We start from the raw sequence: 12,694 nt of genomic DNA, 5'->3' as shown, positions 1-12,694 counted from the left end.
CCGAGGCGATGGATCAATCTGCCTTTGTGGCCGGTTTCGATGAGGTGGTGGACAACGCGCTCTACTGGCTCAGCGATAATGCGGCCTTTCTGTTCGATTTCATCCGCACGGTGCTGGAAGGGCTGTATGACGGCGTGCTGTGGCTGCTGACCCTACCACCTTTCTACGTCATCGCCGTCATCGCCGGGCTTCTGGCATGGCGCCTGCTGGGCATTGGCTTTGCCGCTGGCATCGCCGCAGCCTTGGCCTGCTGCGCATGGATGGGCCTTTGGGACGAAACCATGAGCACGCTGGCTCTGGTGATCGCGGCCACCGTGATCGCGCTGGCGATCAGCCTGCCGATCGGCGTCGCCGCCGGTCTGATGCCACGCCTTGATCGCGCGTTGGTTCCTGTGCTGGACCTGATCCAGACGCTGCCACCCTATATCTATCTGCTGCCGGCCATCGCGCTGCTGGGCTTTGGTCCCGCAACCGCGCTGATTGCGACGGTCATCGTCGCAATGCCGCCCGCAATCCGCCTGACCTCACTGGGCATCCACATGACACCGAATGAATTCATCGAACTGGGACAGGCCGTCGGCACCAGCCGCTGGCAGATGTTCTGGAAGATCAGAATGCCCTTCGCCGTTCCTGCGATCATGGCAGGCATCAACCAAAGCCTGATGATGGCATTCGGCATGGTCGTCATTGCGGGCATCGTCGGCTCGGGCGGGTTGGGGGAAACGATCTATGGCGCGATCCGCACGCTGGACATCGCGACCTCGATCAATGCGTCCATCGCCATTGTCATTCTGACGATGATGCTGGACCGCCTGACACAAAGCGCTGCGACCAAGCGGGGTGCGAAATGAACCAGATTTCCCCCGGAGCATTCCTTGCCCCCGCCGTCGACTGGCTGAACACGAATTTCCACCCGATCTTTGCCGTGATCAGCCGCATCATCGAAACCGTCCTGACGGGGATCGAGACGGCGCTGCTGACCCTGCCCGCCCCCGCCGTCATCGCGGTCGTCGTGCTGGCCGCAGTGCTGGCCGTCGGCATTCGCGCCGCGATCCTTGCGGCCTGCTGTCTGGGTTTTTGCTGGCTGATGGGTCTGTGGACCGCATCCATGCAGACCATCGCGCTGGTCGTGCTTGCAGTCGCGATTTCGGTCCTGATCGCCTTTCCGCTGGGCATCGTCGCTGCCCGCCGCCGCCGGGTCGAGGCGGCATTGCGCCCCATTCTTGACATCATGCAAACCGTGCCGCCATGGGTTTACCTGATCCCGGCGGTGATGATCTTCAGCCTTGGCCGCGTGCCTGCGATCATCGCCACGATCGTCTATGGTATCCCGCCGATGCTGCGCCTGACGACCTTGGCGTTTCGCGGCGTCCCCAACGATCTGAAGGAACTGGGTCAGGCCATCGGTGCACGTCCCGGCACCATCCTGTGGAAGATCGAGCTGCCTGCCGCAAAACCCACGCTGCTGGTCGGCCTGAACCAGTGCATCCTGTTGTCGCTGGCCATGGTCGTATTGGCGGGCCTTGTCGGCGCGGGCGGATTGGGGGCCGAAGTGACGCGTGGCCTGACGCGGATGGAAATGGGGCTGGGCCTGCGCGCTGGCCTTGCCATCGTCGCTGTCGCCCTGCTGCTGGACCGCCTGTCGCGCAGCGCACTTGACCGCAAACGCAAAGGGGCCTGACATGCGCCACCGTTTCTTCTGCATCGACAGCCATACCTGCGGCAACCCGGTCCGGGTCGTCGCGGGTGGTGCCCCCCTGCTGCCGCATCTGCCGATCTTTGAACGGCGCGATCTGTTTTTGCGCGATCATGACTGGGTTCGCACCGCCCTGATGTTCGAGCCGCGCGGCCATGACATCATGTCGGGTGTCATCATCTACCCGGCGCATCGGACCGATTGCGATTTCGCAGCCCTATTCATCGAGGTCTCGGGCTGCCTGCCGATGTGCGGCGCGGGCACGATGGGCGTGTCAACCGTCGTGATCGAGGAAGGGCTGGTCACGCCCAAGACCCCCGGCAAGCTGGCAATCGAGACGCCCGCCGGGCGCGTCGATGTCGAATACAAGATGAACGGCGATCGCGTGGAAAGCGTGCGCATGTTCAATGTGCCGAGCTTCCTGCACAGCGAAGGCATCACCGTCGATGTGCAGGGCATGGGGCCGTTGACCGTGGACATCTCATATGGCGGCAACTTCTATGCCGTGGTCGAGCCGCAGGCGAACTGGTCCGGTTTCGACGGCATGTCGGCCTCGCAGATCGTGACGCATAGCCGCGCGCTGCGCGAGGCGCTGGCCGAGATCGGCAAGACGGTCGTGCATCCCGAAGACACCCGCATCTGCGGCGTGGAACATGTGCTGTGGTGCGATGGTCCCGGCCCGAACTCCGATGGTCGCGACGCGGTGTTTTACGGCGACAAGGCCATCGACCGCTCGCCCGGCGGCACGGGGACCTCGGCCCGGATTGCGCATCATCACGGCAAGGGTCGGCTGAAGATCGGCCAGACCTTCCGCAACGAAAGCCTGATCGGCACGATCTTCGAAGGTATCTGCGAGGAAGAGGTCATGGTCGGCCCCTATCGCGGCATCCGGTCCAGCATCGGCGGATGGGCACGGATCATTGGTCACAATACCATTCTGGTCGATGACGACGATCCCTTGCGCCACGGCTTCATGATCGTCTGACCGTCATACATCCCATTTCGGCAAGGCGGGCGCCGTAACCACGCAGCGCACACCATCCGGTTCGAACTGTAGTTCCACTGCGCCCGCCAATTCGACCGCAAGCGCATCGCGTATCAAAAGCGAGCCGAACCCGTCATGCTGCGGCGAAGCAACCGTCGGGCCACCCCTTTCGGTCCAGATCAGTTGAAAACCGCCCTCTCCGTCATTCTGCCACGCGATTGAGACCTGACCCTCTGCCGTCTTCAACGCACCATATTTCACGGCATTCGTGGCGAGTTCGTGCAGTGCCATCGAGATTGCGACGACTGCGCGCGGCGGAAGCATCAGGCGCGGTCCCGTAACGCTGAAGCGGTCGGGATCAAATGTGTCGATGACCACGGATACGACCGCCGCAAGATCAGCGCCTTCCCAGCTTTCCTTGGTCAACAGGTCATGCGCGCTCGACAATGATCGCAGGCGCGCGCTGAAGCTGGCAGAGGCGGCTGCGTCGCTGGAACGAAACGTCTGCCGGGCGATCGCCTGCACATTCGCCAGAATATTTTTCACGCGATGCTTCAACTCAGCCATCAGGACCCGTTGAAGGCGCTCCGCCTCTTTCCGTTCAGAGATGTCACGCGCGATCTTTGACGCGCCGATGATGATGCCCGCTTCGTTGCGAATGGGCGAAACGGTCAGGGAGACATCCTTAAGTGAGCCGTCTTTGCAAAGCCGCTGCGTCTCATGAGGCTCGACACGCTCGCCCGCCAGAATTCTGGCCATGATGGCGTTTTCTTCGTCGGGCCTGTCCGGCGGCACAAGCAAGGTGACGGGGCGGCCGATCATTTCATCGGCGCTATAGCCGTATAAGACCTGCGCGCCGTGGTTCCAGGCGGTTATGTTCTGATTAAGATCCGTGCCCAGTATCGCGTCATCCGAAGATGACACGATTGCAGCAAGCCGACGCTCGGCGTTCAAGGCATGAACCCGTTCGGTCGTTTCGCTGACGATGCAGAATACCGAATGGACGTTACCGTCGTCATCCCAAATCGGGGAATAGGAAATGTCGAAATAGACGGTTTCAGGGAAACCGAAACGTTCTATGTAAAATTCGCGATCTCTCGCAGATACGGTTTCGCCGGTCTTTCTGACATGAGCAAGCAGTGGCTCAAGATCATCCCATAGCTCGGCCCAGTTCTGAGCTGCGGGCTTTCCCAATGCGAATGGGTGTTTTTCTCCAATTGTAGGCGCATAAGCGTCATTATACATCGCGACGTATTCCGGGCCGCAGAACAGCACAATCTGCGCTTTCGCGGGTAGCATCAGATCGACCGTAGCCTGCAATGAGACGGGCCAATCATGCCGTGGCCCAAGCGAGGTATCCACCCAAGGATAGCTGCGGATGATAGCCGCCGACGCTCTGCTATTTTCTGCCAAATTGATCCATGCTCCTGCCCGCCTTGGTCATCATAGAATGGCGTGACAGACCGTCAATCCGGCCATAGTCACATGGCACATTCTATAGATGCCGGATCGGTATATAATTGATATAAAAGAAATATTCTCCACTGCGCAACTGCAGGTGCAATCCGGGGATGAATTGGAAAAATACCAAAAGGCATACTTATTCAGCAGCCAAGGGGATCCCGGCTGAGATGCAGCTGTGCCAAACTACGAAAAGCTGAAATGACTGGCGCAACTGGGTGGAAAGACTTCCGTCATCTTGCTAAATGGCGAGGGTAAGGTCGGCATTTAGCAAGATGACGGCTACTGGCCACGGCAATCGCTACCCGATCATGCTTAAATCAGCGTTGCAAGTGCAGCTAATATTTTTTAACTGAGAGCGTGAATAGCCACCGCCACAAAGGAATACCTTATGAACGTCGATCTTGACACGTTGAGCTTGAAAGAACTGAAGTCGCTGAAAACTCAGGTAGATCGCGCGGTCGATAGCTTTGAGGCACGGCAGAAGCAGAAGGCCCTTGAGGCGCTGAAAGCGACCGCCCAGGAACATGGTTTCAACCTGAAAGACCTGATGGATGGCGATAGCCTGAAAAAATCGGGCGTTGCACCGAAATATGCGCATCCAGAGAACCCGGAACAAACATGGACCGGCCGCGGACGTAAGCCGCTGTGGATACAAGAAGCGCTTGATAGCGGCAAATCTCTGGACGATCTTGCGATCTGACCGCTGACCAGCCATGAAAAATTCGATCGGTCGCTTAGCCAAAGCGACCGATCTGCGCGGATCTCAGTTCGCACCGCGCCCGTCACTGCATCCAGATTGTGACCGGCAGCTGTAATTCCCGCCCGCCACACCTGCCTTGCTGACGACACATTCAGATGCGAAGCATGCCCGGGAAATCTGGCCCCGTCGCCGGAATGGATAAGCTAGGGCGATGTGATGAATATTACCGATCTACTTGCAATTGCATCATTGATGCATGAGGTGGGACAACGCATCGTGATGCCCAGGTTCGGTGGCCTTCTTGCGGGCGAAGTCCGGGCTAAGTCCGCTGTGGATGATCTGGTCACAGTTGCCGATATTGAGGCCGAAGCAGCACTTAACGACGGTCTGCAGAAGCTGTTTCCGGGTTGCGGCGTTATCGGTGAAGAAAGCGTAACATCAGATTTCGACTATGCGGCGGACGATATTCTGTTCGTTATTGATCCGGTGGATGGCACATGGCCCTTTGCCCACGGATTGCCGGTTTTCGGGATCATGATTTCAGTGCTGGCGCGTGGCCGCGCAATCGGCGGACTGATCCATTACCCCGTCACGCAGGAAACTCTGCTGGTGCTGCGTCAAGGCGGCGTTCACAAGCTGCGCCAAGGTTCGGCACCCACGCAGCTTCCCATGCTAAAGCAAGACACCAGCGTGATCACCGGCATGATCCCGTTGTCACTTTTCGACAAGGCGATCCGTGTGGAAATGATGCGTGCATTTGGCGAACTGCCGCGTGTGGTCACCGTGCAATGCTCGGCCTATGAATACCGAATGCTTGCCGAAGGTCAGGCTGATTTCGGCATATCTACCGCATTGAAGCCTTGGGATCATCACACGGGTCAGTTGATGCTTTGCGAACTGGGTGGCTATTCAGCAACCGCAAAAGGGGATCAATGGCCCAATGTGCAGCCCCATGATCGACTGATCTCCGCCCGCAACTTTGCGACATGGCAAGCTGTCGTTGCCATGCTGGACGGTTGCCAATTGTAGGGCAACTTCAGACGATGATGTCAGATACCCGGTGCAGCCTTGCATACATGCGGGCGACCGAACTATCGTCATCACCGCCCATCCCGGCGGCAGATGTCATCAAGAACATCTGCATCGCTGCGGCCGAAATGGGCAGTGCCAATCGCTGAGCCTTTGCCGCCTCCAGCACGATCCCAAGGTCTTTGACAAAAATATCCGTGCTGGATCGGGGACGATAATCATTGTCCAGGACATGCCGCATCCGGTCAGCAAACATCCAGGAATTACCCGCCGAGGCTGTGATCACGCGATACACCTCCTCAAGATCAAGCCCCTGCGCTGCGGCAAACGCCATCGCCTCGCTGGCCACGGCAATATGCACGCCCGCAAGAAGCTGGTTTACAGCCTTGAAACTGGATCCCTGCCCAGCCTGATCGCCCAAGCGGAACACGTTTTCAGAAACAGCCGACATCGCATCGCTGACCAGATCAAAGAGCTCTGACGCGCCAGATGCCATGACCGACAATCGGCCTTCGGCCGCGCGCGCCGCACCGCCGCTGATCGGCGCATCAATATAGCCCGGCCCGACTGCCATCAGTCGCTGGGCAAGTTGCCTTGCCACATCCGGCGCGAGCGTCGCCATGGAGATGAAAACCGCGCTTTTCGGCATCGCATCGGCGCATCCGTCGGCCCCGAACAGGATTTCTTCCGTTTGCTGCCCATTCAGCACAACGCAAAAAACCGCCGTAGCGCCCGCTGCAGCAATCGCGGGGCTTTCAGCCGCGATGCCACCCGCCTTCGCCAGCATGTCCGCCGCCTCGGGTCTTGGGTCGTAGCCGGCCACCTCGAAACCTGCGCGGAGCAGCGAAGCTGCCACCCCTGCCCCCATTGAGCCGAGCCCGATCACCGCAACCCGTTTAGGATTGTTCACGCCCCATTCCCCCCATGCGACACATCCATGCAGAGTGGCAGTTGGGCGAAATCGGGTCAACACGCCGCATTCGGACGGGTTGGTGTCAAAAATGGCCCGGTCAAGCACCCATTATCATGTGCCTGACTTATCTGCGGCCGTCGCGCACAATCCGCATTATTTCTGCTTTATGCGGTCAACCCAAGTAAAATCGTCTTCGCATCAAAGATTGCCAATTGGCAATTTCAGATTGGGTTCTTCTCGGCGTAGCTACGGAAAAAGGCCAGGAATGCTTTGTCGGGATCTTTTGCCGGCTCCTTGGCGGCGGACCAACTTCTCCACTCACCCTCCACGAAATAAATATCAAAGCCGGGATGGCGCAACCGCGCGGTTTCATAGGTCGATGTTTGCAATGGAACGCCGCGCGAGTTCAACCAAGCGGGCCGGGGGCGGAGTTCGGGCGCAGGCTCCGGCACGATATTTTCCGCCTTACCTTCAGCGCGCACTCGGCGGCCAACTTTTGAAAATTGAAGCGCGCGATCTGCAGCACCCGAGGCGTCGCCGTCCTTGCGCCACCAACGAAGTTCAACATGCGTCACCGCCCTGCCCGTCTTGATCGCTGCAATCTCGACCATGAAATCCGACAGGGCATTGACTTCGGCAACCGCAGGATCGATCGCGCGCAGCTTGAGATTTGACCAGTTCGTAAGCTTCCCTTTCGGGACACCCATGATGCCTCGCAAGGCATCCAGCGAAAACTTCTCCGATGCTTTCCATTTCAGATTGCCGCGTTTCTGAACCATCTCATACAGGGTGAGTGCGTATTTCGACGAAAGCGCAAACATGACTTCGCGCTGGAGCCTAGCGAAGACTTGGCTATTGCGTATGATTTTTCGCAGCCGCGCGGGTATTTCATACTCCAACAGACCGTCAGCCCGGCCGCTTTCAAGGTTTCCACCCAAAAGCTGGACCCGCTCGATCGCGGGCTCTCCGTCCCAAATCACCGCCACCTTGACGATGGCGGACATCAACCTTTCCAGGCTTTCGCCAACGCGGTCATTGGAATTGTGACTGCCCCGCAAGGTAGACTTCGCTATGACATGCGTCACTGGCTTGTCTATCGCCTCCCAAGCATTCTCGAGGAGTTGGTTATAAATTCGACGGTCATTGAGGCTCAGCGGCGTAACCTCGATCAGGTCGACAAGTTCGCCGGGTTTGATAAGACTCTCGGCATTTGGACGTGCTGCAATGGTGCGAATCTTGGCCTCTGCCATCTGCCCCTACCTCTGAACCATTACTTTTGTATTTCTTCGTGCGTAGTTTTTCAAGCGCCGATCATCACTCAGCGGAGCGCGCACCCAAAATGTAAGTAATGATGCGGCGCGACCTTTCGACGGCGAATCGCATAAGATTGGTTTTATGAGGAAAAATCGGCACCTTGAGATGATCGATGGCCCGCACCCTTTAAGTAAGAGTTACCTGCTATCCGATATGTAAGCGAACACATCCCGATTCGTATCTGTAGACGACCCGAGATGTAATTGCTCCGATCCCAATACGTATCAGATGTTGGGACATATGGATTATTTTGCAAGGAGTTAGCTCCAATGAATCACGAATCTGATGAATTTGAACACTTAGGTTGTCTGATTTTTTATCCACATAAATAGCGCGTTGCGGAGATAGGCGACCTTTGCCTTACAAATTGGGATGACTGCAGAGGGTCCCTCACGGTCTTTTCGCCCAACTCGGGCAAAATACGCATCATTCGGGTCTCTCGTCCCTACTATCGGCTTTTCAAGCGTCTGAACAGAAAATGCGAACTTTACCCCTTGCCTGGGTTCCGACATACTGCACCAAACAAGCGGAAATCAGGCTGATATGTCCCAAGTGCTTCCCCCAGTGACGTTAGACGAACTTGGCGTTCTCAGCCGTCGAGCAACCACCGTGATCGAACGGCTGAGGGAACGCGTATTCTCACCCGGAACGCAAAAGCGCCTTGAGCTAATCTATAACGTGCGCACAGCTTCGGAAATGGTTGGGCGCTCAGAAAAAGCCATTCGCGATGCCGAGGCCGATGGACGTTTGCCCGAGCCCGAAAAAGACGAAACCACAGGGCGCCGCAATGGGTATTCATTGGCTGAAATCAACAAGATGCGCGAAGTGTTCGGCACGCTGCCGCATCGAAAGGCCGATGACCCGCCGCTTGTCATGGCTGTTCAGAACTTCAAGGGTGGCGTTGGGAAATCGACTGTAGTGGTGCATCTGGCGCAATATTTCGCGCTGAAGGGCTATAGGGTCTGCGTGATCGATTGTGACTCGCAGGCATCTACCACAGCGATCTTTGGATTGAACCCTGATGTGGATATCGATGAGGAGGAGGACACACTTTATCCCTTCCTGCAGCATGGCGGACCCAAGTCGCTGCATTACGCACTCCGCGCGACTTATTGGCCGGGCATCGCGCTCATTCCCGCAAATCTTGGACTTTATGACGCGGAATATGAATTTGCCGCACGGATGGCGCGTGACCCCGCCTTCATTCTGGACAGATTGCGCGAGGGGGTTGCCTCGATCGCGGATCAGTTCGACATCGTGCTTCTGGACCCGCCCCCTGCATTGGGAATGTTGTCGCTATCGGTTCTGCGTGCCGCCAATGCGCTGCTGATCCCCGCGCCACCCAACAATATCGATTTTGCGTCAACGGCGCATTTCCTCAAGATGATGGAAGCGACATTGGCTGAGCTGGCGCGTCACGGCGGTCAGCGTGAATTCAGCTTCATTCGCATCCTGACCAGCAAGATGAACGACCAGAAATCGGCGCATCAGGCTATCAAGCGCATGATGGACGCCGTCTTTCCGCAGGACATGCTCAGCGCAGTGCTGAAGGATTCCGCTGAAATCGATAACGCCACGGCAAACCTGATGACGGTTTACGAACTGACCGGGCAGGCGAGCCGGACTGAGACACATAAACGCTGTAGGGCCTATCTGGATGCCGTAGGCCGTGAAGTCGAGCTGTTGGTCCGCAAGACCTGGCCCAGCCAACATCAAAGCCTGCGCAAGGAGGGTCTGCTGTGAGCAAGCGTCACAATGCGATTTTTGACGACGTTTTAAAGGACATCCCGGAGGCTTCTGCAGCAGAAAAAGCGGGCACGCGTTTCCTGAAACGCTCGAACGCTCTTGCCGAAAGTGGCGAGCGCGAAGAAAAGCTGCTGCGCTGGGTCGACCCCGATCGCTGCACCATGTGGGATCGCCACAATCGGGCATACGAACTTCTGAACGAAGAAAACTGCCGCGACCTGATCGACAGCATTCGCGCGCAGGGACAGCAGGAGTTTCCCGCTATCGTCCGCCGAATTTCAGGCACAGATGGCGCTGAATACGAAGTGATCTGCGGTGCCCGGCGGCATTTTGCGGTGTCGTGGCTAAGGGCGAATAATTATCCCCAGTTCCGCTACCTGATCGAGGTGCGCGACCTTAGCGACGAAGAAGCATTTCGCCTTGCCGACATCGAGAACCGCGACAGGGCAGATCTTTCGGATTACGAACGCGCGCGCGACTATCTTCAGGCTCTGCAGCTTTATTATGGTGGCAAGCAAAAGGCGATGGCCGCGCGCCTCGAGGTTTCTGAGGCTTGGCTGTCGCGCTATCTTTATCTGGCGCGGTTGCCTGATGAGATCGTGCAGGCATGGCCCCAGATTACGGATCTGAAAGAACTGCATGCGCGAAGCTTGCGGCCGTTGTTGCAGGACGCTTCAGATAGCGTCTTGGCGGAAGCCCGGATCATCGCGGAGCATCAGGCATCTGCGCGCAAAGGGCAGGGGGCCTTTATGCCTGTGCCCAAGGTGCTGAGCCATCTGCACACTGCGGCATATGGCGCGAAAACTGCGCCCGAACAGCGTCAGTTCGGCGACAGCAGCAGGGCCCAAATTACGATGCATCGTCGCGGACAGAAATTCCGGTTGGAGTTTCGTTGCGACATTGCCGAGGCCGATCTTCGCAAAGCTTTCGATGAGTTTGTGAATAGCGAGATCGCACGCGAATGAAATTGCCAATTGGCAATTTCATCAAGGTGGTCGGGTGTGGCGATTGGGGTAGCCGCCGACGGATTGACCCCATCGGTGCCATTCGGGCAACGCTTTTCCTTAAATAACTGATAAATATCAATGCATTGTATGAGGTAGGCGCATATTTAAGCCCCACTTAGCTCAGACTGCTCAGGTCCGATCGCAAGTCGATGTCACGCAGGCGCTCGGGCGCTAAGGGCAATCGAAGTTCTGTTGGGATGTCCCGAAGCATAGCCGATGCCCCGCGATCACCGCTGGTTCTCTCCAGCCTATCGAACCAACTCGCCGGAAAAACGGCTGGCGGCATTGGTTGCCCATTCAACTGCGCGCAGCTGGCTTGCGATCCGTCGCAACTCAGCAGTCGGGTTATGTCCCCGGTCGCAAGGAATGGCATGTCACCCAGCAGAACCAGAAGCCGCTCGACACCCTTTTTGCGAAGAATCGCCAGCCCCTCGCGAAGAGACGCTGATTGTTCCTGACCGGATGCTATTTGCACGGCTTTCAGACCATGGAATTCTGCAAGGGTAGCGACGCGCGGGTTCGACACGACGACGAGCCGGGCGTCGAGCTCAGTGTGTCTGACCAGATCAAAGGTCGCACTGACCATAGGTTTGCCGCGCAGCGGCGCTAAAAGCTTGTCATCCGATCCGAACCTGCGGGACTGTCCTGCGGCAAGAACCAAAGCGCCGGTAATCATCTGCGATGCCTGTTGAACATGCTGCGCCAAGCATCGCGACAGATCGCTTCGCTCGCAAGAGGTGCTACGTTGTCGCGATTTCTCACAGTTCGTCCAGCAAGCGTCTTTGTCTGAGGCGGATTTGCTTGGTCGACATCCGATACGGCTCAGACAACGCTGCAATTCCGGATTATACTTAACCAATTGTTTTTATTGATAACTGTATAAGAGAAAAGTATAGATTGCGATAGGGTTATGCCTTGGTTAGGTTGTATCCAAGGCTCACCGGATCGACTTAAAGGCGGGCTGATTTGTTGTGTGATATTTCTCGCGGTGCCCATGTTGGCGCGCCTGCTTGTACGAGGAAGTTGAAATGGGTCGATTCGCCAAAGAGCGTAATGATTATTTAAGCAGTCCTGACATGATCGCGCTGACGCTTGGGCGTATCGTTGCGCTGCATCTGTCAAGAAACATGGAAGTTTCACATTACCATATCAGGGCACGGCTTGGCTCGATCATCGATCAAGAGCCCGGTCACGTTCCCGTCGCAGTCTCCAAAGAGATGGCAATCGCGGCGATGGCACATCTGAATAGATGCCCCGGCTGACCAACTGCCGCTGCGGTTATGGCTTGGAGCGAAAAGCCTGCAGTCCATAGCGACCGCAGGATCAGTGCTGATGTCTGCATGCGCTCGTTCCGTATTCTTGGCCGCGGATGATCCTGTAGGCAAGCGAGCCTGTCTGTTCACCCTTGCGACCTCATCCGCCATGCGCATGTCGGCCAACGCGATTTTTTACCGTCTGGAGCAGGGGGACGTTTATTCGGTGAACGCGGCGGCGAAGCCCTAGAATTTCATGCCCACCTATCCCGTTTTCGGTTCGACAAACGATTCTTGGAATAAAGGGAATCAAGGAGCGTCGTTTGACCTAAGGGCGCGTTGCTTCTTCACGTTCGTGACGCGTTGAAAGGTGCCAGTCGGCGGCATCCCACATCTTGTTTTCCAAGCACATGCTGGCCTGTGAAGGTAAATTGACAGTTTTTAGCGCTTCCCGTGAATTTTCTTCTTGCAACGTTTTGCATGAGGGCCTAGATACCCCTTCACCGAACGGCGGAGACGCTGAACGGGACGGGACGGGTCGCTTGTTGGTGGTTCTGACCGTGGAAATTCTGGAGATTTGATGGCTT

12 protein-coding genes are annotated in these 12,694 nt (G+C 57.1%); 8 read left to right on the top strand and 4 right to left on the bottom strand.

Annotated elements, in window-relative coordinates:
• Positions 1-8: 8 nt before the first annotated feature.
• From FN835_RS14135 to FN835_RS14125, 3 genes are read left to right on the top strand one after another with little or no spacing between them, the layout of a single operon-like run.
• Positions 9-851 (top strand): ABC transporter permease, encoded by an 843-nt coding sequence (locus FN835_RS14135; RefSeq protein ID WP_142663883.1) that lies wholly within the window; start codon positions 9-11, stop codon positions 849-851.
• Complete coding sequence (locus FN835_RS14130) at positions 848-1,681, top strand: ABC transporter permease (protein WP_142663882.1); 834 nt, start codon at positions 848-850, stop codon at positions 1,679-1,681. The genes FN835_RS14135 and FN835_RS14130 overlap by 4 nt, the downstream gene beginning before the upstream one ends.
• A gap of 1 nt (position 1,682) precedes the next feature.
• Complete coding sequence (locus FN835_RS14125) at positions 1,683-2,681, top strand: 4-hydroxyproline epimerase (RefSeq protein ID WP_142663881.1); 999 nt, start codon at positions 1,683-1,685, stop codon at positions 2,679-2,681.
• A 3-nt stretch (positions 2,682-2,684) separates the two neighbouring features.
• On the opposite strand, the gene FN835_RS14120 is transcribed toward FN835_RS14125, so the two are convergent.
• A complete protein-coding gene (locus tag FN835_RS14120) occupies positions 2,685-3,980 on the bottom strand; it encodes a sensor histidine kinase (protein WP_142663880.1) in 1,296 nt (431 codons plus the stop codon).
• A gap of 553 nt (positions 3,981-4,533) precedes the next feature.
• Here FN835_RS14120 and FN835_RS14115 point away from each other — a divergent pair.
• Together FN835_RS14115 and FN835_RS14110 are read left to right on the top strand one after the other, a co-directional pair.
• Positions 4,534-4,845: an H-NS histone family protein gene (locus FN835_RS14115; RefSeq protein ID WP_142663879.1), complete on the top strand. Its 312-nt coding sequence runs from the start codon at positions 4,534-4,536 to the stop codon at positions 4,843-4,845.
• Between the two features lie 216 nt (positions 4,846-5,061).
• Entirely contained in the window at positions 5,062-5,874 is an 813-nt protein-coding gene (locus FN835_RS14110) for an inositol monophosphatase family protein (protein WP_142663878.1), read from the top strand.
• A 7-nt stretch (positions 5,875-5,881) separates the two neighbouring features.
• Here FN835_RS14110 and ltnD read toward each other — a convergent pair whose 3' ends face one another.
• Positions 5,882-6,892: an L-threonate dehydrogenase gene (gene ltnD / locus FN835_RS14105; protein ID WP_246098746.1), complete on the bottom strand. Its 1,011-nt coding sequence runs from the start codon at positions 6,890-6,892 to the stop codon at positions 5,882-5,884.
• 116 nt (positions 6,893-7,008) lie between these two features.
• The gene (locus FN835_RS14100) at positions 7,009-8,037 is read right to left on the bottom strand and encodes a replication initiation protein (protein ID WP_142663877.1); all 1,029 of its coding nucleotides are present in this window, start codon (positions 8,035-8,037) and stop codon (positions 7,009-7,011) included.
• A gap of 607 nt (positions 8,038-8,644) precedes the next feature.
• Between FN835_RS14100 and FN835_RS14095 the strand changes: the two genes are divergently transcribed.
• Both FN835_RS14095 and FN835_RS14090 read left to right on the top strand, forming a co-directional pair.
• Positions 8,645-9,844 (top strand): AAA family ATPase, encoded by a 1,200-nt coding sequence (locus FN835_RS14095; RefSeq protein ID WP_142663876.1) that lies wholly within the window; start codon positions 8,645-8,647, stop codon positions 9,842-9,844.
• Positions 9,841-10,812: a ParB/RepB/Spo0J family partition protein gene (locus tag FN835_RS14090; RefSeq protein WP_142663875.1), complete on the top strand. Its 972-nt coding sequence runs from the start codon at positions 9,841-9,843 to the stop codon at positions 10,810-10,812. The genes FN835_RS14095 and FN835_RS14090 overlap by 4 nt, the downstream gene beginning before the upstream one ends.
• Before the next feature lie 157 nt (positions 10,813-10,969).
• On the opposite strand, the gene FN835_RS14085 is transcribed toward FN835_RS14090, so the two are convergent.
• Complete coding sequence (locus tag FN835_RS14085; RefSeq protein WP_142663874.1) at positions 10,970-11,530, bottom strand: nucleotidyltransferase family protein; 561 nt, start codon at positions 11,528-11,530, stop codon at positions 10,970-10,972.
• Positions 11,531-11,882: 352 nt separating this feature from the next.
• Here FN835_RS14085 and FN835_RS14080 point away from each other — a divergent pair, with 352 nt between their 5' ends.
• Positions 11,883-12,116 (top strand): hypothetical protein, encoded by a 234-nt coding sequence (locus FN835_RS14080; protein WP_142663873.1) that lies wholly within the window; start codon positions 11,883-11,885, stop codon positions 12,114-12,116.
• The last annotated feature ends 578 nt before the right edge of the window (positions 12,117-12,694 follow it).

The sequence above is a fragment of the Paracoccus laeviglucosivorans genome (assembly GCF_900182695.1).
GTDB lineage: Bacteria > Pseudomonadota > Alphaproteobacteria > Rhodobacterales > Rhodobacteraceae > Paracoccus > Paracoccus laeviglucosivorans.
Note: the sequence above shows the minus strand (reverse complement) of the source record. Positions and strands in the feature narration are given on the sequence as shown.

Bases quoted from the DNA above. Each gene is read 5' to 3' on its own strand.
- FN835_RS14095 (WP_142663876.1), top strand. From the start codon at position 8,645: ATGTCCCAAGTGCTTCCCCCAGTGACGTTAGACGAACTTGGCGTTCTC.
- FN835_RS14085 (WP_142663874.1), bottom strand. From the start codon at position 11,530: ATGATTACCGGCGCTTTGGTTCTTGCCGCAGGACAGTCCCGCAGGTTC.
- FN835_RS14125 (WP_142663881.1), top strand. From the start codon at position 1,683: ATGCGCCACCGTTTCTTCTGCATCGACAGCCATACCTGCGGCAACCCG.
- FN835_RS14130 (WP_142663882.1), top strand. From the start codon at position 848: ATGAACCAGATTTCCCCCGGAGCATTCCTTGCCCCCGCCGTCGACTGG.
- FN835_RS14110 (WP_142663878.1), top strand. From the start codon at position 5,062: ATGAATATTACCGATCTACTTGCAATTGCATCATTGATGCATGAGGTG.
- FN835_RS14100 (WP_142663877.1), bottom strand. From the start codon at position 8,037: ATGGCAGAGGCCAAGATTCGCACCATTGCAGCACGTCCAAATGCCGAG.
- FN835_RS14115 (WP_142663879.1), top strand. From the start codon at position 4,534: ATGAACGTCGATCTTGACACGTTGAGCTTGAAAGAACTGAAGTCGCTG.
- FN835_RS14080 (WP_142663873.1), top strand. From the start codon at position 11,883: ATGGGTCGATTCGCCAAAGAGCGTAATGATTATTTAAGCAGTCCTGAC.
- FN835_RS14135 (WP_142663883.1), top strand. From the start codon at position 9: ATGGATCAATCTGCCTTTGTGGCCGGTTTCGATGAGGTGGTGGACAAC.
- FN835_RS14120 (WP_142663880.1), bottom strand. From the start codon at position 3,980: ATGCTACCCGCGAAAGCGCAGATTGTGCTGTTCTGCGGCCCGGAATAC.